Below are 23,236 nucleotides of genomic sequence, written 5' to 3'. Positions count from 1 at the left end.
GCCGCTGCGGCGCGGGGGAGACCCGCCGTGCCGCAGCGGCCGGTCCGCGCCACCGGTCCGGCCGAGGGACCGGCGCGCTCGCCGGCAGCTACGCTGCACCATCGCTTCGCACTCCAGGAGGTTGCGCTGAGACTCGAACTGCGCGGCATCACCAAACGGTTCGGTGATCTGGTCGCCAACGACCACATCGACCTGACGGTGGAGCCTGGAGAGATCCACGCCCTGCTCGGCGAGAACGGCGCGGGCAAGTCGACCCTGATGAACGTGCTGTACGGGCTGTACCAGCCCGACGAGGGTGAGATCCTGGTCGACGGCAAGCCACTGAAGCTGCGCGGCCCCTCCGACGCCATCGCGGCCGGCATCGGCATGGTGCACCAGCATTTCATGCTGGTGCCCGTCTTCACCGTCACCGAGAACATCATGCTCGGGGCCGAGCAGGTGCGTGGCGGCATCGCCGGGTTCCTGGACCGGCGCCGGGCCCGGCGTGAGGTCGCCGAGGTCTCCCAGCGGTACAACCTGCGGGTCGACCCGGACGCGGTGATCGAGGACCTGCCGGTCGGCATCCAGCAGCGGGTGGAGATCGTCAAGGCGCTCACCCGGGACGTCGACCTGCTCATCCTGGACGAGCCCACCGCCGTGCTCACCCCGCAGGAGACCGAGGAACTGCTGACCGTGATGCGGTCGCTCAAGGCCGCCGGCAAGTCGATCGTCTTCATCACCCACAAGCTCGGCGAGGTCAAGGCGATCGCCGACCGGATCACGGTGATCCGGCGCGGAAAGACCGTGGGCACCGCCTCGCCCGAGGCCAGCCGGGACGAGCTGGCCGCGCTGATGGTCGGCCGCACCGTCCGGCTCACCGTGGACAAGGCTCCGGCCACCCCGGGCGAGCCCGTCCTGGAACTCTCCGGCCTGGTCGTCGACGACGACCGTCAGGTGCGGGCGGTTGACGGCGTCGACCTGACCGTACGCGCGGGCGAGGTGCTCGGCGTCGCGGGAGTGCAGGGCAACGGACAGACCGAGCTGATCGAAGCGATCATGGGGCTGCGCCCGGTGCTCGCCGGCACGATCACTCTGGACGGGCAGCGGATCGACGGCTGGTCCACCAAGAAGGTGCTCCGGGCGGGTGTGGGCTACGTGCCGGAGGATCGCAGCGTCGACGGCCTGGTCAAGGAGTTCACCGTCGCCGAGAACCTGGTGCTGGACATGTACGACCGGCCGCCCTTCGGCCGGGGCCTGTCGCTGCGGCCGGACGAGATCAACAGGTCGGCCCGGGAACGGATCGAGCAGTTCGACGTACGTACCTCGTCGGCCGATGCGCCAGTCGGTACCCTCTCCGGCGGCAACCAGCAGAAGGTGATCGTGGCTCGGGAACTTGCCCGGCCGCTGACGCTGTTCATCGCCGCCCAACCGACCCGAGGGGTGGACGTCGGCTCGATCGAGTTCATCCACAGCCGGGTCGTCCGCGAGCGCGACGCCGGCACCGCCGTGCTGGTGGTCTCCAGCGAACTCGACGAGGTGATCGGGCTGGCCGACCGGATCGCGGTGATGTACCGCGGACGGATCATCGGCGTGGTCGGCCCGGACACCCCCCGCGAGGAGATCGGCCTACTGATGGCCGGCGTCACCCCGGATCGGACGGGCGGCTCCCCCGATGTCGAATCCGGCGCCGAGGCCGGACCGACGGCGACCGTCGATTCGGACCCGCCCGCCATCACCGACGCGGACGCGGTTTCCGGCGCGGGCACTCCGGCGACCACCGATCGTGACGTCGCGGCCACCACCGACGGCGTGGCACCGGCCGCCGAGGGCACCGGCAGCGAGGACGAGAAGAACCGATGAGCGAGCGAAACACCAGGCACGGCGGCCTCGTGGCGGCACGGAGCGAAGCGGAGTCCCGCCATGAGTGACCGGAACGCACAGCCGGGATCCCCGGACAAGGAACCGGCGAGCGAGGACCAGGCCGGCCGGACCGCGCTCGGCAACACCGAACGCGCCGAGGCGGCCACCACACCCGGCGAGCCCGGACCGCGTCCCACGCTGGGGCGGCTGTTCCTGGAGAACCTGTGGGCGGCCAACACCTTCACGGTGACTCTGCTCTCGCTGGTCCTGGCGATGGTCGTCGGTGCCATCCTGATGATCATTTCCGACCCGGAGGTGCTGGCCACCTACGGCTACATCACCGCCCGCCCGTCGGACGCGATAAACGCCAGTTGGACGCTTGTCAGTGAGGCGTACGCGAATCTGTTCAAGGGTTCGGTCTTCGATCCGGCCGCGACCACCGTCAACGCCGCGTTGAGTCCGATCTCGGAGACGCTCACCTACACCGCACCGCTGGTCTTCACGGGTCTGTCGGTGGCGCTGGCCTTCCGGGGCGGCCTGTTCAACATCGGCGCGCAGGGGCAGGCGACGATGGGTGTCATCCTGGCCGCGCTGGCCGGCTTCCTGCTGCCGCTGCCGCCCGGCCTGCACCTGCTGGTCGCCGTCCTGGCTGGCGCACTCGGTGGGGCGATCTGGGGTTTCGTCCCGGGCATCCTCAAGGCGCGGACCGGCGCCCACGAGGTGATCAACACGATCATGCTCAACTACATCGCGGTCTACTTCCTCACCTGGCTGATCGTGCAGAACGGGGTGCAGGACCCGACCCGCACCGACGCGATCAGCCGGCCGGTGGACGCCTCCGCCCAACTGCCGCGACTCTTCGGCGACGGGCTGCGTGCCCACGCCGGCATCATCCTGGCCGTGCTGGCGACCTGGGCGGTCGCCTGGCTGCTGAACCGTTCCACACTCGGCTTCGAGCTGCGGGCGGTGGGCGCCAACCCGGACGCCGCCCGCACCGCCGGCATCAGCGTCACCCGGACGTACGTCTTGATCATGGTTTTCGCCGGTGCGTTGGCCGGTCTCGGCGGCTCGCAGATGGTGCTCGGCACCACCGCTGCGGCCCTGACCCCACTGGTGGTCGCCCAGATCGGATTCGACGGCATCCTGGTCGCCCTGCTCGGCCGGGTGAAACCGTGGGGGGTTGCGCTGGCCGCGCTGCTGTTCGGTGCGTTGCAGGCCGGCGGCAACCGGATGCAGTCGTACTCGGGGATCTCGCTGGAGCTGGTCACCGTGCTCCAGGCCCTGATCGTCATCTTCATCGCCGCGCCGGCACTGGTAAAGGCGATCTTCCAGCTCCGGGCCGCGCGCACCGCCCGGTTGCAGACGAGCCTCGCGAAGGGCTGGTGAGGCATGTCCACCACGGCTGTTCCCGACGTCGCGGTCGCGGCGGTCGCCGAGGGCTTCTGGACCCGTAACCGCAAGGTCGGGCTGGTGCTGCTGGCCCTCGGCCTGCTGGCCACCGTGCTGTTCGGCGCGCTCGCCACCGGTGAGCAGGCCCGCTTCACGCTCAGCGAGGACGCCGCGGGCGCCGCGCTGGAGGTCAACGGCACCGTCGGCGCGATCGTCTTCGGCCTGATCGTGCTCGCCGCCGGCGGTGCCCTGCTCGCCGGCCTGCCGAAGCGCTGGTTCGTGCCGGTGCTCGCCGCCGGCCTGGTCGCCTTCGTGCTGTCGTTCCTGTGCTGGCAGGTCTCCGCCGCACCTACCGGGCAGAACTTCATGCCGCTGGTGAACATCGTGCGGGGTACCTTCCTGCTCGCCCTGCCGCTGATCTTCGGCTCGCTGGCCGGTGTGCTGTGCGAGCGCTCCGGCGTGGTGAACGTCGCCATCGAGGGGCAACTGCTGATGGGCGCCTTCAGCGGCGCCCTCTTCGGCAGCATCTCCGGCAGCGTCTGGGTGGGACTCGTCGCTGCCGCCATCGGCGGCTCACTCATCTCGCTGCTGCTCGCCGTGTTCAGCATCCGCTACCTGGTCGACCAGGTGGTCATGGGCATCGTGCTCAACCTGCTGGCGGTCGGCATCACCGGCTTCCTCTACGAGCGGCTGATGCAGACCGACGCCGCCCGCTACAACAGCGCACCTCGCTTCAGCAACTGGGAGATCCCGCTGCTGTCGGACATTCCGCTGCTCGGGCCGGCGCTGTTCCGCGGCAACATCTTCCTCTACCTGGCCCTGCTCCTGGTGCTCGTGATCCACATCGCGCTGTTCCGTACCCGGTGGGGCCTGCGGACCCGGTCGGTCGGTGAGCACCCCACGGCGGCCGACACCCTGGGTGTGCGGGTGCTCGGCCTGCGCTACCGCAACGTGGTCATGGCCGGTGCCGTCGCCGGCATCGGCGGTGCCTCCTACACGTTGGCGCTCTTCTCATTCACCAAGAACATGATCGGTGGCAAGGGCTTCATCGCCCTGGCGGCGTTGATCTTCGGCCGGTGGAGTCCGACCGGCGCGCTGCTCGCCGCACTCTTCTTCGGCTTCGCCGACCAGTTGGCCACCTACCTCGGTGCGATCAACAGTGTGATTCCCGGTCAGTTCCTGGCCATGCTGCCCTACCTGGCGACGATCCTGGCCGTGGCCGGGCTGGTCGGTCGGGTCCGGGCACCGGCCGCGGACGGCAAGCCGTACATCAAGGGCTGACCCAGGGAGCTCACCATGGAAATCGACTGGGAGCGGCTGCGCGCCGCCGCCACCGAGGTCATGCGGCACGCGTACGTGCCGTACTCGAAGTTTCCGGTCGGCGCGGCGGCTCTCGTCGACGACGGCCGGGTCGTGGTCGGCTGCAACGTCGAGAACGCCGCGTACGGCGTGACGCTCTGCGCCGAGTGCGGGGTCGTCTCCGCACTGCACGCCACGGGCGGCGGCCGGATCGTCGCGCTGTCCTGCGTCGACGCCACCGGCGAGCCGCTGATGCCGTGCGGGCGCTGCCGGCAGTTGTTGTGGGAACAGGGCGGACCGGAATGTCTGGTCGAGGCCAAGGGTGGTCCGCTGCGGATGGCCGAACTGTTGCCGCACGCCTTCGACGTTGCCGACATCGAGGCGGTCACCGGGGAACGGCCGGTGCCGGTGGTACCCGACCGGCTGGCTGCCTGGCGCGGCCGGGGCACCGTCTTCGTGCACCCCGACCTCTCCGCCGGCCAGCAGGTCTGGACGGCCTACTGGGAACGCTCGGCCGGCGACGACGCGGGCGCCGAGACCGGAGTGCTGGAGGAGGGCCCGAGCTGGGACGACTCGGCGGAGGCGATCGGCTGGGGGCTGGCGCGTACGCCCCGGGTGGTGGTGGTCGACACGTCCGGCACGATCTTCTGGGCCGGTGAGGGTGAGCCGCCTACGGAGATCCCGGTTCGCTGGGGTGGTTGAGCTTTGGGGATGGGCCGACCGTGCCCGGCTCCGGGCGGTCAGGCTTGATCCCTCCGCCGGGCACGGTCGGCCCATCCCCTCCGGGGGCACGGTGCGCGTACCGGTATCGCCATTTGACTAGGGAAGATCTGTCTGATGAGTGGGTTTGCAGCGGTTGATGTTATTCGGGTCAAGCGGGACGGGGGGGTGTTGTCCGACGGGCAGATCGACTGGGTGGTGGATGCGTACACCCGGGGGGTGGTGGCCGACGAGCAGATGTCGGCGCTGGCCATGGCGATCCTGCTGAACGGGATGACCGGCCCGGAGATCGCCCGTTGGACGGCCGCGATGATCGCCAGTGGCGAGCGGCTCGATCTCTCCTCGGTGGCCCGGCCGACCGTCGACAAGCACTCGACGGGTGGCGTCGGTGACAAGATCACTCTGCCGCTCACCCCGCTGGTGGCCGCCTGTGGCGCCGCGGTGCCGCAGCTTTCCGGGCGCGGGCTCGGCCACACCGGCGGCACCCTGGACAAGCTGGAGTCGATACCGGGCTGGCGGGCGGCGCTGAGCAACGAGGAGTTCACCGCCCAACTGCGGGACATCGGTGCGGTGATCTGCGCGGCCGGCTCCGGGCTCGCGCCGGCCGACCGCAAGCTGTACGCGTTGCGTGACGTCACCGGCACCGTCGAGGCCATCCCGCTGATCGCCAGCTCCATCATGAGCAAGAAGATCGCCGAGGGAACCGGGGCGCTGGTGCTCGACGTCAAGGTGGGCTCCGGCGCGTTCATGAAGTCGGTCGACGATGCTCGGGAACTGGCCCGGACCATGGTGGAGCTGGGCGGCGCGCACGGAGTGAAGACCGTTGCCCTGCTCACCGACATGTCCACCCCGCTCGGTCGGGCGATCGGCAACGGCATCGAGGTGACCGAGTCGGTGGAGGTGCTCGCCGGTGGCGGCCCGGCCGACGTGGTGGAACTGACCCTGGCGCTGGCCCGGGAGATGCTCGACGCGGCTGGACTGCCGGACGTCGACCCCGGCACCGCCCTCCGGGACGGGCGGGCGATGGACGTCTGGCGGTCGATGATCCGGGCGCAGGGCGGGGACCCGGACGCCCCGATGCCCGAGGCGACCGAGGTCGAGGTGGTCCGCGCCGACACGGACGGTCACGTGGCGGCGGTCGATGCGTACGCCATGGGGGTGGCCGCGTGGCGGCTCGGCGCGGGTCGGGCGCGCAAGGAGGACCCGGTGAGCGTGCCGGCCGGGGTGGTGCTGCACAAGCGCCCCGGCGACCCGGTGCGCGCCGGTGACCCCCTCTACGAACTGCGGGCCGAGCGGTCGGAGCTGATTCCGGCGGCGCTGGCGGAGGCCGCCCGGGCGGTGACCGTGGCGGCCCGACCGCCGGCCGCGGCGCCGTTGGTGATCGAACGCGTCGAGTGACGAAACCCTGGTCCCGGCCATGGTGTCGGAGCGTGAGGGCCGCTATTCTCGCAGGCCAGGGGGGACCGTCGGCGCCGAGACATCGTGATCAGACAGGGATGTTGCCGTGATCGTGCCTGCCCCCGACCCCCGCGAGGTGCGTGAGGCGAGCCTGGAGGAGCTGGCCCGGTTGCGCCTGCCGTTGCCACCGCCGCAGTTTCCGCTGGTCTGGGAACCGGGCGACGACATCGAGCTGCGGCCGACGGCGGCGATCGAGGCACGGATCGCAGTGCTGCACCTGATCCTGGCCCGATGCTTCGGCATGCCGCCCCAGGCCGCGATGAGCTGGCTGCTCGCCTCGCATCTGATGGAGATGGTCACCCCGCCGGAGTTCCAGTTCGTCACCGGGGCCAAGGGCGACCACCGCTCCTTCGTGCTGCATCACGATGCACTGTTCTCGCTGGCCTGGGTGCTCGGCTTGACCAAGCAGCTGGATCCCACCATGCCGGCCGACGACCGCCTGGTGGAGCGGCTGCCGCACATTGTCGAGGGGGAGACCTTCCGGCAGTGGCGAACCCGGATCCTGGCCGCGCCGCAGCATCCGGCGGACGCGGCGGCCCTGCTCGACCTGCACTACTGCCTGGACTGGTCGTACCTTGAGGTGAGCCGCGCCGGCCGGAGCCTGCCGGGGTTGGTGGACGCCAACGCGATCGGTCAGCGTCGGTGGGCGCTGGAGTGGGCGGTGATCCTGCGCGGGCCGTACCACGACGAGCCCCCCGGCTGGGAAGAGGTAGACCTCTCCACCTAGGCCTGGGCCGGACGGTAGGTGCCGAGCCGCACCGCCATGGTCACCCGGACCGGCTCGCCGAGGGCGTCGATCCGGGCCGCAGACCCTGCCGGGTCGGCGTGCCAGGCGCTCGGACCCATGCCGACCAGGGTGGCCACCTCCGCGCGGGACAGCGTCAGCTCCTGCCGGTGCACGGCCGTCGACTCCTCGGTGAAATGTCCGGCCAGGCTGGCCGCCACCCGGTCCGCCTTGGCCGGGTCGACCCGGAGCAGGCCGAGTGCGGCGACCAGTTCGGTGAGATGGTCGTTGGCCGGCGTCACCACCAGCAGTCGTCCACCCGGGGCGAGCACCCGGCGGAACTCGGCGCCGTTACGGGGCGCGAAGACGTTCAGCAACAGCGCCGTCGAGGCGTCCGCCAGCGGTAGTCGTTGCCAGGTGTCGGCCAGCGCGGCGGTGACCCGCGGGTGGGCGCGGGCGGCCCGGCGAAGCGCGGGTTTGGCGATGTCCAGCGCGAGACCGACGGTCCCGGGCACGGCAGCCAGCACCGCCGCGAGGTGCCGGCCGGTGCCCGCGCCCGCGTCCACCACCAGCGGGTACGCGCCGAGGACCTGGTCGGGGATGGCGGCGGCGAGGGCAGCGTCGGCGGCGGCGAGGGCAGCGTCGGCGTCGGCGGCGAGGGCGGCGGAGATGACGTCGTAGTGGCCGGCGGACAGGAAGTCCGCCCGAGCGGCGACCATCTCGGCGGTGTCGCCACTGTGCGTAGCGCGGCCGGTGAGCAGATTTACATAGCCCTGCCGGGCGATGTCGAAGCTGTGCCGGCGCGGGCACCGCAACGACCGGGATGCGCCGGTCGCGACCTCGGCGAGCGGGTCGTGGCAGACGGGACAGCGCAGCCGGGCCACGACGCGGGAATCCATCACGGCTGCCTCACGTGTCGAGTCTAGGGCGTACGTCGGGGCCGTCCGGGCCGGCCGAGGGCGTCGACACCCGCCCTGCGCGGGTCGCCGGCCGGAGGAGCCGACTAGGGTCGGGAGCATGGGTTGTGAGCGGGGCGAGCGGTGATGAGCACGGTAGTCGGATACGAGGACATCGTCCGGGCGCCGAAGGCGTTGTTGCACGATCATCTGGACGGCGGCCTGCGCCCGGCCACGATCGTCGACCTGGCCGAGGAGATCGGTCACGTTCTGCCCACCACCGATCCGGCGGAGTTGGGGCGCTGGTTCGTGGCGGCGGCCGACTCGGGCTCCCTGGAGCGCTACCTGGAAACCTTCGCGCACACCGTCGCCGTGATGCAGACCAGCGCCGCCCTGCGCCGGGTGGCTCGGGAGTGCGCCCTCGACCTGGCCGCCGACGGGGTGGTCTACGCCGAGGTGCGGTTCGCCCCGGAGCAGCACCTGGAGCAGAACCTGACCCTCGACGAGGTGGTCGAGGCGGTGCTGGCCGGTTTCGTGGAGGGCAGCACGCTCGCCGCCGAGGCCGGTACGCCGATCCGGGTGGGCACGCTGCTCACCGCGATGCGCCACGCGGCCCGTTCGCAGGAGATCGCCGAGCTGGCCGTACGGCACCGCGACCACGGTGTGGTGGGCTTCGACATCGCCGGTGCGGAGGCGGGCTTCCCGCCCACCCGTCACCTGGACGCCTTCGAGTACCTCCAGCGGGAGAACTTCCACTTCACCATCCACGCCGGTGAGGCGTTCGGGCTGCCCTCCATCTGGCAGGCGATCCAATGGTGTGGCGCCGACCGCCTCGGCCACGGGGTCCGCATCGTCGACGACATCGCCCCCGGCCCGCAGCCCCAGCTCGGCCGGCTGGCCGCGTACGTGCGGGACAAGCGGATCCCGCTGGAGCTGTGCCCGTCGTCGAACGTGCAGACCGGCGCCGCCGCGTCCATCGCGGAGCATCCGATCGGGCTGCTGCGAGATCTGCGTTTCCGGGTGACCGTGAACACCGACAACCGGTTGATGAGCGGCACCTCGATGTCGCGGGAGATGGCTCTGCTCGTGGACGCGTTCGGCTACGGCTGGCGCGAGCTCCAGTGGTTCACGATCAACGCGATGAAGTCGGCCTTCATCCCCTTCGACGAGCGGCTACGGATCATCGACGAGGTGATCAAGCCGGCGTACGCGAAGTTGCTGGGCTGAACGAAGCCCGGGCCGGGGTCAGCCGGTCCGCGGCGGATGGCCGGCGGCGAGCAGACCTGCCACCCGGCGCAGCACGTCCCGGCCCCGGGCGGCCTCCGCACCGAGCCGGGTCTGCCGACGCAGCACGGCCGGCTCGGCACGTAGCAGCGCCAGGCCGCGCAGCAGCAGGACCCGGGGGCCCTTGCGCTGCTCGGCGAGGTCCCGGGCCAACCGACGGAGGAAGGTCGCGCTGCGCGGCCGGCGCAGGGCGTACGCCCCGGCGAGGAGCCCGCGTCGCTGGCACTCCCCGACGATCTCGGCGGCGAAGATCCCTTCGGCCACGAAAAGTGGCGAACTGGTCAGCTCGAAGCGCCGAGTGGCCACCCGTCGATCCTGATTGATGGCATACACCGGCACGTCTGCCCGGCCGTGCCGGACCAATTGGTCAATAACCTCCACCGCCGCCTCGGCGTCCCACGAATCGGGCGACTCCCAATCGATCTGACCGTTCCGTCTCGGTAACGTTGGGTCATCGCCGTCCTTGTAGAAATCGTCCAAACAGAGCACCGGCAGCCCGGTTTGTTGCGCTATATACGACTTTCCGGAGCCGGAAGGGCCAGCCAGGAGGACGACTCGGTGCGGGCTGCTCATTACTTCAAGTAACTCCGAACAGACGGAACGCGATCAAATTGCATCAACATCTCATCACACCTCCGGCTGCGGCCAACCTGGGCTTTCTCTTTCCGTGGCGGCGTGATGGAATCTCGGATGGTCCGACCCGCCGGGTCGGCTGCTGGGCGTTGTCCGGGGGCAACGCGGACGCTGCAATCACGAGGGCGGTGACGTGAGCAAACGGCCGAAGACGGCAGGTTCTCTCCTGTCGCGTCTACGCCGGCCGGTCGGTCGGCTCCGCGACATGCCGATCTGGTCCAAGCTCGGTCTCATCATGATCGTGCCGACCATCGCCACGGTCGTCGTGGGTACCAGCGGTCTGGTCGACCACCTGGACGCGCTCAACGACGCCAACCGCGCCGGCGACCTCGCCGAACTCATCAGCCACTCCGGTGCGCTGGTGGACGGCCTGCAGGACGAGCGGACCGCGGCCGTGCTGCTGCTGGGTCTGGATCCGCAGCGGAGTACCGCGGCGCAGAAGGAGGCGGCGGCCACCCGCTACAACGAGGTCGCGGCGCGGGTCGACCAGGACAAGGCGCCCTACTCGCAGCAGCGGTCCGACCTCACCGACCTGCCGGTCAGCCTGAGCGGGCTGCTCGGCCAGATCGACGACGGGCTCGGTGACCTGCCGGGCGCCCGCAGTCAGGTGCTGAACGGCAAGTTCCGGATCACCGACGCGCTCCAGTCCTACGACGAGCTGATCAACCAGCTGCTCACCATCCGGGACTCGGCCAGTCAGCTGGCCGGTGACAACGACCTGAGCGACCGGATGCGGGCCGCTGCCGCCGTGGCCCGGGAGAAGGAGTGGCTCTCCGTTCGCCGGGTGGTCGTGCACCGCGCGCTGATCTCGGGCGGCATGAGTTCGACCCTGCGCACCGACTACATCTCCAGTGAAACCGGTCAGCAGCAGGCGCAGCAGAGCTTCGACGCGGTGGCCACCGAGGCGGAGGCGGAGTTCCACGCCCAGACCATCGGTGGTGGCGACCGCCGGCAGGCGACCATCTACATCAGCCAGGTCAACGCCGACAACTCCCAGAACCTCGCCGGCATCTCGTTCACCCCGCAGCAGTGGGACGAGGCGCTGGTCGCCAACGGCCAGCTGATCCGCTCGGTCGAGTCGAAGTTCGACTCCGACGTGGTGAGCGAGGCCAGCGATCTGCGTTCCGAGGTGCAGCGCACGGTCTTCCTGGAGACCGGCCTGCTGCTCACCATGCTGCTGCTGGCCATCTTCCTGGCCTTCCTGGTGGCCCGGTCGATGGCCCGCTCGCTGCGTGAGCTGCGTCAGGGCGCGCTCTCCATCGCCCAGTACGGGCTGCCCCAGGCCGTCGCCCGGCTGCGCGACCCGCAGGTCACCGGGCAGCTCTCGCCGGTACAACTGGCCAACCAGATCGCCGAACCGCTGCCGGTGCGCAGCAAGGACGAGTTCGGCCAGGTGACCGAGGCGTTCAACGCGGTTCACCTGGAGGCCGTCCGGACCGCCGCCGAGCAGGCCGCGCTGCGCTCGTCGGTCGCGACGATGTTCGTCAACCTGGCCCGTCGGTCCCAGATCCTGGTCGACCGACTGATCGGCCACCTCGACCGGTTGGAGCGCGGCGAGGAGGACCCGGACCGCCTGGCGGAGCTGTTCCAGCTGGACCACCTCGCCACCCGAATGCGCCGCAACGACGAGAACCTGCTGGTCCTCGCCGGGGCCGACTCGACCCGGGTGCAGCGCGAGCCGGCCGCCCTGATCGACGTGCTGCGCGCCGCCCAGTCCGAGGTCGAGCACTACACCCGGATCGAGTTCGGGGTGATCGACCGGGACATCGAGGTCGCCGCGCACGCGGTCAACGACCTCGTCCACCTCGTCGCCGAGCTGTTCGACAACGCGACGGCCTTCTCGCCGCCGGACTCCCAGGTGCTGGTGGAGGCTCGCCGGGTCGGCGACCGTGCCTCGCTGTACGTCGAGGACCGAGGTATCGGCATCAGCGGCGAGCAGTTGACCGAGCTGAACGAGCGGCTGGCCACGCCGCCGCAGGTGGACGTCGCCGTCTCCCGGATGATGGGTCTGGTCGTGGTCGCCCGCCTGGCCTCCCGGCACGGCGTCAAGGTCGAGCTGCGTCCCGGCAGCGACCGGGGCACCGTCGCCGAGGTCACGCTGCCGCCAACCGTGCTGGTGCCCCGGGCACTGTCCGGCCGCGGGCAGCAGCCCGCGGCGCTGCCGGCAGCTGCCGGCCCCTCGTCCGGACCGGCCCCGGCGTTCGGTGCGCTGGCGGCGCTCGGCAACGGCGCGCACCCGCCGGTCCCGCCCGCCGCGCGTACCCCGGGCAGCTCGGGCAACCAGGTGACCCTCGGCGGTCGGCCCTTCGACCCCGCCAGCCGCAACGGCTCCGGGACGCCGACCACGGTGGGTAGCGGAGGCAACCTGCCCGCCTGGTCGGACCTGACCGGTGCCAGCGGCACAACCGGCGGCAACGGCAACGGTTACGCGCCGCTCACCTCGAACGGTCATCCGATCGACCCGCTGCCGCAGCGCCGGCACACCGACGAGCCGGGTGGTCAGCCGCCGGCGATCCCGCGTCAGCTGCCGAGCAGCCCCGAGGCCGGGCCGTACGCCCCACCGGCGGTGCCCCCGGTGTCGTCGCCCCCGGTCTCCGGTACGCCGTACTCGGCCCCGCCGGTGTCGGCGGCCCCGGTCTCCGGTCACCCCGTGTCGGCCTCGCCCGTCTCCGGCTCACCCGTATCGACGCCGCCCGGCCACCCGCTGCCGCAGCGGCCCGTCTCGGCGGCACCCGGCACCGGTACGTCCTCGGCGCCTCCGGCATGGCCGCCGGTGGCCGGGGAGCCGGCCGCCCCAGCCGTGCCCGAGCGGCTGGCCGCCGCCCTGGACATGACCACCGAGCTGCCTCGGGTGCAGCGTCAGACGCCGGCTGCGCGTCCCGCACCGGCGCAGAACCCGCCGACGACGCCGACGCCGCCGCAGGCCCAGAGCCGGCAGCGGTACGCCGACGAGACGATGGAGCTGCCGATCTTCCGGGAGCTGGAGTCGGCGTGGTTCCGTACCCGCCGGCCGGGTCCGGAGGAGTCGGCGGGTGCGCGTCAGTCGACTACGGCCGGCGCGACGACTCAGCAGCTCTCCACGGTCGACGTCGTCAATCGGCCGGCCCAGCAGACCCAGACCGGGACGACAGGTAACGCACCGATGGCACAGACTCCGACGGGGGCGGGCGCGTCCGGCGGGAACGGCGCGGCAGCGAGTGGTGGGCTTCGGCCCGGCGCTGCCGACAGCGCGCCCGCGCACCGTCCGGCACCACAGGAGAACATCTGGCGGACCGCGGCCGACGACGGTTGGCGGGCGGCCACCGCCGCCAGTCAGGCGCCACCAGCTGGCACCACCGAGACCGGGCTGCCGAAGCGCACGCCGATGGCGCAGCTCGTGCCGGGGGCGGTGGAGAAGCCCAGCACCTCGGTACAGCGCCGTAACCCGGAGTCGGTACGCGGTCTGCTCTCCGCCTACCACCGGGGTGTCCAACGGGGACGTAGTCACCCTTCGGACAACAACCCGACCGGCCCGGAGGGAACTCCGGGCGGGCAGCAGTCCTCGCAGTCTGGCTCTGGCCCGGTGGCCGGGAGCGGGCAGAAGGAGCAAGAAGGATGACTAGTACGCAGGATCTCGGTTGGCTGCTGGCCAACTTCGCCGATCGGGTACCCGGTGTCGCGCACGCGGTCGCCGTCTCCGCGGACGGCCTGCTCCTGGCGTCGTCACGAGACCTTCCGCGGGATCGGGCGGACCAGCTGGCGGCGATCGCCTCCGGCCTGGTCAGCCTGACCCAGGGCGCGGCCCGCTGCTTCGAGGGAGGCGCCGTGCTGCAGACCGTGGTCGAGATGGACAATGGCTTCCTGTTCCTGATGTCGATTTCCGACGGCTCGTCGTTCGCGGTACTCGCCGCGCGTAGTTGCGACGTGGGACAGGTTGGTTACGAGATGGCCCTGCTCGTCGATCGGGTGGGCGACGCCCTGACCCCACAGCCGCGCACGGCTGTGGGGATGATGGGCTGATCGTCGCGCCGGCCGGTGGGGGCAGGCGGGGCGAGAACATTGCATACGACGGGTAGCACCGGTCCAACCGGTGCCGGGTACGAAGGAGGTGAGCGGCAACATGGCTGATCGTGACGAGCCGACCGGCGCGCTGGTCCGTCCATACGCCGTGACCCGCGGTCGTACCCGTCCCCGCCTCGACATCGCCTTGGAGGCGTTGGTCGAGACGACGGTGCGCGGTCGGGCCGCTGCCACTGGCAATGGTGGCCAAGGCCGTGAGCACCAGTACATCGCCGCGCTGTGCGACGGACGCGTGCAGTCGCTCGCGGAGATCGCGGCGCGGATGCAGCTTCCGCTCGGCGTGGCCCGGGTGCTCATCGCCGACATGGCGACGGACGGCCTGGTCGCGGTCCACGAGCCGACCATCCTGGACGACTCGGACGACGCGGTGGGCACTGAATTGCTGGAGAGGGTGCTGAGTGGACTTCGCAGGCTCTGACATGTCGCACCGACCGCCGGCCCCGAGCGGGCGCGTGACGTCGGCGAAGATTGTTATCGCCGGTGGATTCGGCGTCGGCAAGACGACGTTGGTCGGCTCGGTCTCGGAGATCACGCCGCTGACCACCGAGGCCATCATGACCTCCGCCGGAGTCGGCGTCGACGACACCCGGCAGGTGCCGGGCAAGACGACGACCACGGTGGCCATGGACTTCGGCCGCATCTCGATCGATCGCGACCTGATCCTGTACCTGTTCGGTACGCCGGGTCAGACCCGTTTCTGGTTCATGTGGGATGAGCTGGTTCGGGGTGCGATCGGCGCGGTCGTGCTGGTGGACACCCGCCGGCTGGCCGATTGCTTCGCGGCGATCGATTTCTTCGAGCATCGGCGGCTGCCGTACCTGGTGGCCATCAACTGCTTCGACGGGATGCAGTACCACGACCCGCAGGACGTCCGGGAGGCGCTCGCCGTCTCCAGCGACGTGCCGGTGGTGGCCTGCGACGCCCGGAACCGGGAGTCGACCAAGCACGTACTGATCTCGCTTGTCGAGTACGTGCTCACGATGCGTCGCTCCCGGGCCGTCGCGCCCGCCTGATGATCGGCACCAGCGCCCGGTGACGGCTACCGCCGACATCGGGCGCTGGTTGGCGACCGGATGAGGTGGGTGGACGTCCTGCGGAGCCCACCGTGGTCAGCTGAGCCGGTTCCAGGCCCCGCCGTCGACGCGGTACACCCCCAGCGAGTGGCGGTCCATGCCGCTGTGTCGGATGGGCGTGAACGAGTACATCCCGGCCAGACCGTCGGTGACCTGGTTCTGCAGGTACGCCCGCAGCCGACCACGGTCCACACTGTCGGCCAACCGGGCCGCCGTGCTGATCAGCAGCAGCGCGTCCGAGGCGTACGGGGCGAAGCCACGGTAGGCGCCGTGCGCGCGGATGTACGTCGAGACGAGGTCGCGGTAGGCGCGCCCGACGGCGCTGCTGTTGGCGATTGTGGAGCCGCCGAGCGACGACGGGTGGACCGCGTAGGAGCCCTCTACCGCGGCCAGATTGGGACCGTCCAGAGTTTCCTCGGCGACGGCTCCGGCGTCGAAGAACAACTCACCGTCATGCCCGGCGGCGCGTAGCGCCCGCGCGGCAGCACCGGAAGTGGGCGCGGTCGCCCACACCACCACAGCGTCGGCGCGGGCCGCGACGGCCAGTTCGGCGGCGCCGGCCAGGCCGGCCTTGCCAGCCGGCAGCCGTACGGTGCGGAGCAGCCCGACCTCTGCGGTCCGCAGCGCACCCCGCATGGCCCTGACACCCGAGTCGCCGTGCAGCCCGTTCTCGGCCAGCAGCACCACCCGGCGTAGCCCTTCGGCGCTGATCAGCTGGGCGAGCCGCCGCGCCACGTCGCTGGCGTCCGGCGTGACCTTGTAGATGTAGGCGCGCTGGGCCAGCGGCACCGCGATGGAGTCGCCGAACGCCAACGACACGAACGGCAGCCGGAGCCTCTGCGCCACCCCGATGACCGACATCGAGGTCTCCGCCAGGGTGGCTCCGAGCAGGGCGTGCACGTCGCTACGACGGCCCAGCTCGGTCGCCTGCTGGGCGGCCAGCCGAGGGGCGCTGCGATTGTCCAGCACCTCGAGGCGGACTGTCCGGCGGAGGTTGCCGACCGCAACACCCTTCTCGTTGAGGGTCGCCGCGCTGATGGCCAGCGCCCGTTGCTGGAGCACCCCCAGCGCCGCACCTGGGCCGCTCAGCTCAAGCGTGGCACCGACGACCAACTCATGACCGGGAGCGGGCCGGGTGACGGCGTTCTCCCGCCCGCCGTCCCGCCCGCAGGCCCCCAGCAACAGCGTGCCCGCTGCTGCGGCCAGTACGCCGCGTCGAGTGACCACGCAGGGGTCGGTCACCGGTGTCGCCATGAGTCGCCTCCCCGCCCGGCGACCTGCCGCCGCCTGTTCCGCGGGTATGCTCCCGGCCCCGGCGAATCGGCGTCAAATTATCCGGCTGTGGGCAGAAACACGCAGGTGGAAAGCTATGAGCCCACCTCACCGGCGTCGTGCTGGTGGGGCCTCAGGAACGGTATCCGGCGGAGCGGTACTCGTACTCCCGATCGTCGTCGCGATCGCCGGTGTCGCGGGTGAAGTCCCAGCCGCCGGCGGATTCCCGCCCGGGACGGCCGCCGACCGCGAACCCACCGATCTCCTGCCCCCGGCGCCAGCCCCGGAAGTAGCCGGTCGTGTTCTCGGCCAGGCTGGCCGCGTCGCGCACGATCCGCAGCGGACGCTCCTCCCGCAACGGTGAGCCGGGCACCAGGTTGGCCTTCGGTACCCGCTTCGGTAGCCCGGCGTTCGTCTCAGCACCCACCGCAGGACGGGCCGCCTGCTCGGCGGCCTGCCAACCGCTGTCGGCCATTGTCGACCAGTCCAGGTCGGCCTCCTCGCCGTGGCCCACGAACCAGGCGGAACGGGCCTGCGCGAAGATCAGCAGATCGCCGTCGCCCTCGTCGGAGACCGGCGGCGTCCGGTGCTCGATCGACGGCTCCGCCGGACGCCGGGTCGGCGGAAGGTCCAGCCGCTCGGCCCCCCGGTTGCCGCGTTCGGGGCCTTCCCGGTCGACGAGCCGTAGCGGCGGCGCCTCCGGTGGCGGCTGGGCCCCGTTGCGCAACGCCCGGTCGGCCAGCGGCGGCGGCTCGACCAGTCGTAACACCGGCGGCTCCGGCGGCAGATCGTCGGCGAGCCAGGGCGGAGTGACCCGGCGGTCGGCACCGTTGTCGGTGGGGGTCTCGGGAGCGCTGCGCCGCCCCCGGTCCTCGTAGGAGCCGACAACCGGGTTGCGGGGCGTGGTGTCGGCCGGGCTGTCCGGGTTGTTCACCAGCGGCCAGTTCGAGCGGGATCCCGGAGGAGCGGTCTTCTCCTGCTCCGGACGGGGCGCCGGCACCGGGACGCTGAGGTCGGTGGCACTGAAGCCGCCGGTCGGTGCCGGTGGCTCGCCGTTCGTCTTCGGTCGAGGCGGGATGACGGTCCGCTGGCGCTCGGCCCGGGCACTGTTGATCGCCGCGGTGGTGAGCGTCGGCCGGAACGGCTCGCCTGCTTCGGCGGGCGGGATTGAGCCGCGCTGCGTCGGCGCGATCGGTGTGATCCCGGGCGGCGGCGGGGGCGGAGCGGAGATCGGCCGGTTGGTTGGACCGTCCGTGCGGGAAGGGTGCGAGTCGGCACGTGACGGCGCGACGGGGGGGCCGGCCACGGCGGCCGGCGTCACGGGGGCGGGCGCCACCGGCGGGGGAGTCACCGGCGCGGGCGCCACCGGCGGGGGGCCGAGGGGACGCGGGGAGGCCGGCGGGACGTTGCCCGGCACCGGCTCCGGTCGGCTGCGGCGACCACCGGCCGGCTCGGGTCCGCCGGGTCGCACGGAGCGCAGGCCGGTCTGGGTAACGGGGGAACTCGCCGACAACTCACCGACCTGCTCGCCGCGCCGCGCGGCAGCTCGCCGGCCGGACGCCGGCGTCGGCCCGGCGGTGCGGGCGCGCAGGGCGCCGACGAGTGCGTCGCAGCCGGCGTCGCAGGCCCGCACCGAGGCGACCGCCTGCCTGATGGTCTCCGCGGCGGCCGACGTCAGGGCCCGGTTGACGGTGGCCCGCCGTGGGGTCTCGGAGATGGCGACCCGCAGCGCGGTGACCGCCTCGTCGATCGCCTCCGCGTCACCCGCGCCCTCGGCGGCGAGCTGGGCGGTTACGGCATCCGCGGTGACCGCGGCGTCGCGGCCCCGGCCGGCCGCGTCGGTGAGCATGCCTGGCTCGGGCAGGGCGTCCAGCACAGCCAGCGGGATCGGCTCGGCGGGGTCGGGGTAGGCGCGCAGCGCGGCCGGGTAGAGCTCGCGGAGCACCTCGCGCAGCGCGACCGCGGCGGAGTGCCGACCGCTGGCCAGCGCGGCGTGTGCGGCGAGGACCTGCTTGTAGCCAGCGAGCTCACGGGGAGCCGGCAGGGTCACCGCCGACAGCGCCCCGGCCTGCAGCGACCGGGCGAGACCGACGGCGCGCCGAACGGCCGGCGGCGACTGCATCTCCTCCAACGAGTCGTCGTCGGCGAACCGCTCGGCGAAGTCGTCGACCGAGTCGTCGTCGGCGATCGCCAGCGGGCGACCGGCGGCGCTGAGCAGAGAGGTGATGGTGTGGTCGTCGCTGTCGGCGGCAATCGCCGCACCGCTCGGCCCGCCGGAACGTTCCACGAGCAGGGTGACCAGCCGGGCGTAGCCCGTCGGGTCGTCGCCGATCTCGCAGACATGCAGCAGACGGCCTGCGTCGTCGACCACAGCGGACGTCAGCGCCGATCCGGTCGAGACCGGTCGGTCGGCCGGGTCCGCCGAAGTCAGACCGCAGTACACGCGCACGAGCGCCACGGCGTCGTCCTCCTCCCGGGACTCAGGGCTTTCTCTGCCAGAGACTGATGGTCCCTGGTGCGGGTCAGTCGCGCCAGTCCACGACCGCAGAGATCTTCCCGACAATGGTCCGCCAACCCAGGCTTGCGGTTTGTGCCCCGATCTTCTTCAGCCTACGCCGTCCCATGAAGCCGCCGATGCCGCCGCCGACCGACGCCCGGAGCGCCTCGTCCAGGTCGTCGAGACTGGAGCCGGTGGCGAGCATGTCCAGCACTGCGGGCAGCCTCAGGGCGTACGCCAGGTCGCGGGCGACCTCGCCGGCCTCGATGAGCAGCGTCGGATCCCAGGTGTCGTGCCCGCCGCGGAGGTTCTCCACGACGAGGTCGAGCTCGTAGACGTCATCGTCCAGCGGCGCGATGTCGGCCGGTTCCACCCGTTCGGACAGTTCACCCCAACTGTCCAGCTGAGACAGGTCGTTGGGTGCGCCGGAACGAACGAAGCTGACAAGCGACTCGGGCGTCTTGAACAGCAGCAACCGGCCCTTGTGCGTCAGGAAGATCGGCACCTCCTCGTCGCCGGCCTCGTCCGCGGTGACCTCGTCGGCGTCGTCCTTGCCGTCCTCGGTGGTGTCGTCGTCGCGCTGCGCCTGCTTCTCCTCGTCCTCACTCTCGGCGAAGTCCCGGGCGACGTCCTCGTCGAGGATGACGACGTCACCCTCCTCCTCGTCGTCGCTCTCGGTCGGGCCGACCTGCCGACGGGCGAGGAAGGGGTCGTCGGCGTCCCGCTCGGCCACGTCGGTCGGGGTCAGCTCACGGGCCGATCGGTACGCGCGAAGGGTGAAGCCGGTGCCGGCCGGCAGGGCGATCTCCACCGGATCGATCCGCAGCTCGTCCCAGAGTGCGCGGTTCGCGGTCTCCGCCGCGGCGGCGTCGGGCGCGGCGTCGGCCGGCTCGGCGACGTCCGGCTCGCTGGTGCCGGTCGTGTCATCGAGCTCGGGCTCGTCGGCGTCCGGCCGTTGGGGCGACTGGCGTGCCACGGTGACCTCCGTGTGCGTCGGGCTACCACCCCCGGCGCTGATGCCGGTGAGTGACTCTGGGCACATACCCTAGTTGGCTGCGCTCGGTAACCGCTGGCCGCACCCCGGTGGCTCGCCACCCGGATAACAAGTAGCGTGTCTACGCATGAACGCCCAGGCGCTGCACGGACACCTCGACGCCCTGCTCCTGGCCGTGCTGGAGCGGGGGGCCCTGCACGGCTACGCCATCATCGAGGCCCTGCGGGCGCGCAGTGAGGGTCGCCTCGACCTGCCCACCGGCACCGTCTATCCGGCACTGCGGCGACTGGAGCGGGCCGGCCACGTGGTCAGCGCGTGGAGCACCGTCAACGGGCGGGAACGGCGGACCTACGAGCTGACCGACACCGGCCGGCGGGCGCTGACCGACCAGCGGTCCGGGTGGCGCCAGTTCAGTGCCACGGTCGGCCGATTCCTGGACCCGGGCACCACCCCCACCACGGCGGGCTGACGTCAGCGGGTGGCCAGCAGCCAGGTGCGGGCGGCGCTGCCCAGCCACACCTGGGCGGCGGCGCCGACGACCATTCCGATGATCATCGGCGGCCAGGTCAGGGCCGCGTCCCACAGCAGGATCGACCAGGAGAACAGACCGACCCCGGCCACCGCGCCCAGCAGGGCGGTCCCGGTCAGCGCGACACCGGCGCCGCGCGCCAGGGCGGTAAGTGCCGGCCGCGCCGAGCGGGCCGTGGCCGCGACCAGTGCCAGCCCGGCCAGACCGAACAGGAACGCCCCTGCCCAGATCCACTCCACCGACTGTGACAAGAGCAGGTAACCCGAGGGTGGTGGTGGGCCGGTGCTCCAACTCGATCCGTGCCAGGTCAGATCACCGGCGATCGAGCCGGTCGCGGCGAAGGCGACCACTCGCAGCGACAGCCCGCGCAGCGCGGCCACCGCGAGTTCGGCCTGGTAGGCCGAGGCCAGCTGATCCGGCGTGCCGAAGTCGGCGACCGCCTGTCGCGACGCCTCACCCGCCGGCAGGCCACTGTCCCGGTACGCCTCGACGGCGTCGAGCAGCCCGTGGCGGGCCTCGGTCATCAGGTCGGCCCGCAACCGCCGTGGCCCATGGAGCCGGCCGGCGAGCTGCCGCAGGTGCTCCTCGACCAACGTGTCATCCCTGACCGGCATGGCCCCAACCCTGCCATGCCAGCTGGTGTTCAGGCCTCGGGGACATCCCGGAGGGCGCCCCGACGGATCAGCCCGACAGGGCTAGGTATCCGTGCTCGGCGGCCTGCTGCAACACCCACTGATCCCGGTACCACCCGGGTGCCGCCACGAGCGCCGGGTGCCGGCCTCGCTGCACGACCCGGCCGCCGTCCAGCACCACGATCTCGTCGAGTTCGGCGAGGCCGCTGAGCCGGTGGGTGATCAGCAGCACCGAGTGCCCGGCGGAGGTCGAGGCCAACGTGCTGGCCAGCACCTGGTCGGCGGCGATTGGGTCGAGGCCCTCGGTGGGCTCGTCGAGCACCAGTACGCCGGGTGCGGCCAGCAGGGCGCGGGCCAGCGCCAGCCGCTGACGTTGCCCACCGGAGAGCTGCCCGCCCTCCTCGCCGACCACGGTGTCCCAGCCGTCCGGCTGGGCCCTGACCCAGTCCGCCAGCCCGGCGGCGGTGGCGGCAGCGAGCAGCGCGTCCTCGTCCGCATCCGGCCGACCGAGCAGCATGTTATCCCGCACGGTGGCGTGGAAGACGTACGCCTCGGCCAGCAGTCCGCCGACCAGGCGAGGCAACTCCTGGGCCGGGCAGGCCGACACATCCCGCCCGTCCAGCGTGACCCGGCCGGCGGTGGGGGACACCGCGCCGGTAAGGACGGCGGCCAGGGTGCTCTTGCCCGCCCCACTCGGACCGACGACCGCGACCCGGCGGCCTGGCGGTAGCTCCAGGTCGAAGCCGTCGAGCGCGGCGGGAGCACCGATCCGGTAGCGAACCGTCACCCGGTCGAACCGGACCGACGGCCTCGGTCCCAACGACCGCCCGCCAGCGGGCGTGCCGGACGGCCCGGTCACGCTCGTCTCGGCGGTCTCGGCGGTCTCGGCGGTCTCGGCGGTCTCGGCGGTCTGGGCGGTCTGGGCGGTCTGGGCGGTCTGGGCGGTCTCGGCGGGGCCCGCGTCGTCGGTTGCCAGGAGCTGGGCGACCCGGGCCAGTCCGGACCGCAAGCCGGTCCACTGACGGGCCGCCCCGACCAGGGCGAGGGCGATCTCCACGGCGGCCAGTGTGCCGACGGCCAGGACACCGACCAGCACCCCGTCCACGCCGGCGCCGAGGGCCACGTACACCACCGCACCGGCGGTGAGGCCGGCCACCAGCACCCCGGCCGCGTCGACGGCGAAGCCGAGTGCGGCGAGTCGCCGCTCCAGCCGGGCCAGCCGGCGGGCCCGCCGCCCGGCTGTCGCCAGCGCCGCCGAGGTCGCGCCGAAGGCGGCCAGGTCGGCGGCGCCATGGGTGAGATCGACCGCGTCGGTGGCGAGCGCACCGCGCAGTGGGGCCACCTCCGCAGCGGCCCGTCGGGTCAGCGCGGTCGCCAGCGCCGGCAGGGCGACGGCGGCCACCAGCAGCCCGAGGGCGAGCACGAGCGCGGCCGGTGGCGAGACCAGTGCGGCCAGCCCGACAGCCAGTACGCTCACCAGCCCGGCAGCGGTAGCCGGCACCACCACCCGGAGCAGCAGGTCCTGTACCGCCTCCACGTCGGAGACCAGCCGACTCAGCGCGTCCCCGCTACGGGGCGGATCGCCGCGCCGGCTGGCCAGGGTGTCGAAGACCCCGGCCCGGACATCGGTGACCAGGCGTAGCACCGCGTCGTGCCCGGCCAGGCGTTCCGTGTAGCGCAGCACCCCACGGCTCACCGCCAGCGCCCGTACCGCGACGATCGCCACGGTGAGCCGGTCCAGCGGGGGTTGACCGGCGGCGGTCATCAGCAGCCAGGTGGCGGTCGCCATCAGGGCCAGCCCGGCGAACTCGGTCGCCGCGGCGAGCAGCCCGGCACCGACCAGGCGTCTCAGGTACGGCCGGGCCAGCCGCAGCACGATCAGTTCGGGCGGGGGTCCGCTGGGCCCGATGACTCGCTCGCTCATCGCACCACCTCGCT

The 23,236-nt window shown here is 72.0% G+C and carries 19 protein-coding genes; 12 read left to right on the top strand and 7 right to left on the bottom strand.

The features are described from left to right. Window positions 1-27 precede the first annotated feature (27 nt). The 6 genes from KBX00_RS12050 to KBX00_RS12025 all read left to right on the top strand — a co-directional run bounded on the left by KBX00_RS12050 (window position 28) and on the right by KBX00_RS12025 (window position 7,432). Complete coding sequence (locus KBX00_RS12050) at window positions 28-1,839, top strand: ABC transporter ATP-binding protein (RefSeq protein ID WP_307868514.1); 1,812 nt, start codon at window positions 28-30, stop codon at window positions 1,837-1,839. Window positions 1,840-1,899: 60 nt separating this feature from the next. Next, complete coding sequence (locus tag KBX00_RS12045) at window positions 1,900-3,225, top strand: ABC transporter permease (protein WP_210826281.1); 1,326 nt, start codon at window positions 1,900-1,902, stop codon at window positions 3,223-3,225. 3 nt (window positions 3,226-3,228) lie between these two features. Beyond that, the gene (locus KBX00_RS12040; protein ID WP_210826279.1) at window positions 3,229-4,509 is read left to right on the top strand and encodes an ABC transporter permease; all 1,281 of its coding nucleotides are present in this window, start codon (window positions 3,229-3,231) and stop codon (window positions 4,507-4,509) included. Between the two features lie 15 nt (window positions 4,510-4,524). Next, the gene (locus tag KBX00_RS12035) at window positions 4,525-5,229 is read left to right on the top strand and encodes a cytidine deaminase (RefSeq protein ID WP_210826277.1); all 705 of its coding nucleotides are present in this window, start codon (window positions 4,525-4,527) and stop codon (window positions 5,227-5,229) included. 135 nt (window positions 5,230-5,364) lie between these two features. Further along, complete coding sequence (locus tag KBX00_RS12030) at window positions 5,365-6,645, top strand: thymidine phosphorylase (RefSeq protein ID WP_210826275.1); 1,281 nt, start codon at window positions 5,365-5,367, stop codon at window positions 6,643-6,645. A 106-nt stretch (window positions 6,646-6,751) separates the two neighbouring features. Beyond that, window positions 6,752-7,432 carry a DUF4272 domain-containing protein gene (locus KBX00_RS12025; RefSeq protein ID WP_210826273.1) on the top strand — a complete coding sequence of 227 codons (681 nt, stop codon included), beginning with the start codon at window positions 6,752-6,754 and terminating at the stop codon, window positions 7,430-7,432. On the opposite strand, the gene KBX00_RS12020 is transcribed toward KBX00_RS12025, so the two are convergent. Continuing rightward, window positions 7,429-8,328, bottom strand: coding sequence for a putative RNA methyltransferase (locus KBX00_RS12020; protein WP_210826271.1), 900 nt, complete (start codon window positions 8,326-8,328; stop codon window positions 7,429-7,431). The two genes, KBX00_RS12025 and KBX00_RS12020, sit on opposite strands and share 4 nt — an antisense overlap. A 144-nt stretch (window positions 8,329-8,472) precedes the next feature. Between KBX00_RS12020 and KBX00_RS12015 the strand changes: the two genes are divergently transcribed. Next, window positions 8,473-9,552, top strand: coding sequence for an adenosine deaminase (locus KBX00_RS12015; RefSeq protein ID WP_210826269.1), 1,080 nt, complete (start codon window positions 8,473-8,475; stop codon window positions 9,550-9,552). A gap of 18 nt (window positions 9,553-9,570) precedes the next feature. Here the strand turns inward: KBX00_RS12015 and KBX00_RS29235 are convergent, their stop codons facing one another. Then, on the bottom strand, window positions 9,571-9,915 hold the full coding sequence (locus KBX00_RS29235) for a hypothetical protein (protein ID WP_301547797.1): 345 nt from the start codon (window positions 9,913-9,915) through the stop codon (window positions 9,571-9,573). Between the two features lie 460 nt (window positions 9,916-10,375). Between KBX00_RS29235 and KBX00_RS12005 the strand changes: the two genes are divergently transcribed. The 4 genes from KBX00_RS12005 to KBX00_RS11990 all read left to right on the top strand — a co-directional run bounded on the left by KBX00_RS12005 (window position 10,376) and on the right by KBX00_RS11990 (window position 15,314). Further along, complete coding sequence (locus KBX00_RS12005; protein WP_210826265.1) at window positions 10,376-13,840, top strand: nitrate- and nitrite sensing domain-containing protein; 3,465 nt, start codon at window positions 10,376-10,378, stop codon at window positions 13,838-13,840. Beyond that, window positions 13,837-14,241: a roadblock/LC7 domain-containing protein gene (locus KBX00_RS12000; RefSeq protein WP_013731521.1), complete on the top strand. Its 405-nt coding sequence runs from the start codon at window positions 13,837-13,839 to the stop codon at window positions 14,239-14,241. The genes KBX00_RS12005 and KBX00_RS12000 overlap by 4 nt, the downstream gene beginning before the upstream one ends. A 100-nt stretch (window positions 14,242-14,341) precedes the next feature. Further along, a complete protein-coding gene (locus KBX00_RS11995; protein ID WP_091634396.1) occupies window positions 14,342-14,719 on the top strand; it encodes a DUF742 domain-containing protein in 378 nt (125 codons plus the stop codon). Window position 14,720: 1 nt separating this feature from the next. Then, entirely contained in the window at window positions 14,721-15,314 is a 594-nt protein-coding gene (locus KBX00_RS11990) for an ATP/GTP-binding protein (protein ID WP_210826262.1), read from the top strand. A 96-nt stretch (window positions 15,315-15,410) separates the two neighbouring features. On the opposite strand, the gene KBX00_RS11985 is transcribed toward KBX00_RS11990, so the two are convergent. The 3 genes from KBX00_RS11985 to KBX00_RS11975 form a co-directional block, all read right to left on the bottom strand. Continuing rightward, window positions 15,411-16,628, bottom strand: coding sequence for an ABC transporter substrate-binding protein (locus KBX00_RS11985; protein ID WP_210826260.1), 1,218 nt, complete (start codon window positions 16,626-16,628; stop codon window positions 15,411-15,413). 151 nt (window positions 16,629-16,779) lie between these two features. Then, the gene (locus KBX00_RS11980) at window positions 16,780-19,104 is read right to left on the bottom strand and encodes a transposase (RefSeq protein ID WP_210826258.1); all 2,325 of its coding nucleotides are present in this window, start codon (window positions 19,102-19,104) and stop codon (window positions 16,780-16,782) included. Window positions 19,105-19,168: 64 nt separating this feature from the next. Continuing rightward, window positions 19,169-20,185 (bottom strand): DNA primase, encoded by a 1,017-nt coding sequence (locus KBX00_RS11975; protein WP_210826256.1) that lies wholly within the window; start codon window positions 20,183-20,185, stop codon window positions 19,169-19,171. 79 nt (window positions 20,186-20,264) lie between these two features. On the opposite strand from KBX00_RS11975, the gene KBX00_RS11970 reads away from it, so the two are divergent. Further along, complete coding sequence (locus tag KBX00_RS11970; protein WP_210826255.1) at window positions 20,265-20,606, top strand: PadR family transcriptional regulator; 342 nt, start codon at window positions 20,265-20,267, stop codon at window positions 20,604-20,606. A gap of 2 nt (window positions 20,607-20,608) precedes the next feature. On the opposite strand, the gene KBX00_RS11965 is transcribed toward KBX00_RS11970, so the two are convergent. Both KBX00_RS11965 and cydC read right to left on the bottom strand, forming a co-directional pair. Further along, entirely contained in the window at window positions 20,609-21,280 is a 672-nt protein-coding gene (locus KBX00_RS11965; protein ID WP_210826253.1) for a permease prefix domain 1-containing protein, read from the bottom strand. A gap of 67 nt (window positions 21,281-21,347) precedes the next feature. After that, window positions 21,348-23,222 carry a thiol reductant ABC exporter subunit CydC gene (gene cydC / locus KBX00_RS11960; RefSeq protein WP_210826251.1) on the bottom strand — a complete coding sequence of 625 codons (1,875 nt, stop codon included), beginning with the start codon at window positions 23,220-23,222 and terminating at the stop codon, window positions 21,348-21,350. Window positions 23,223-23,236: the final 14 nt, after the last annotated feature.

Origin of the sequence: Micromonospora sp. C95 (assembly GCF_018070465.1) — a bacterium.
Taxonomy (GTDB): Bacteria; Actinomycetota; Actinomycetes; order Mycobacteriales; family Micromonosporaceae; genus Micromonospora.
The sequence above is the reverse complement of the archived record's forward strand: the minus strand, read 5'-3'. Positions and strand labels throughout refer to the sequence as shown.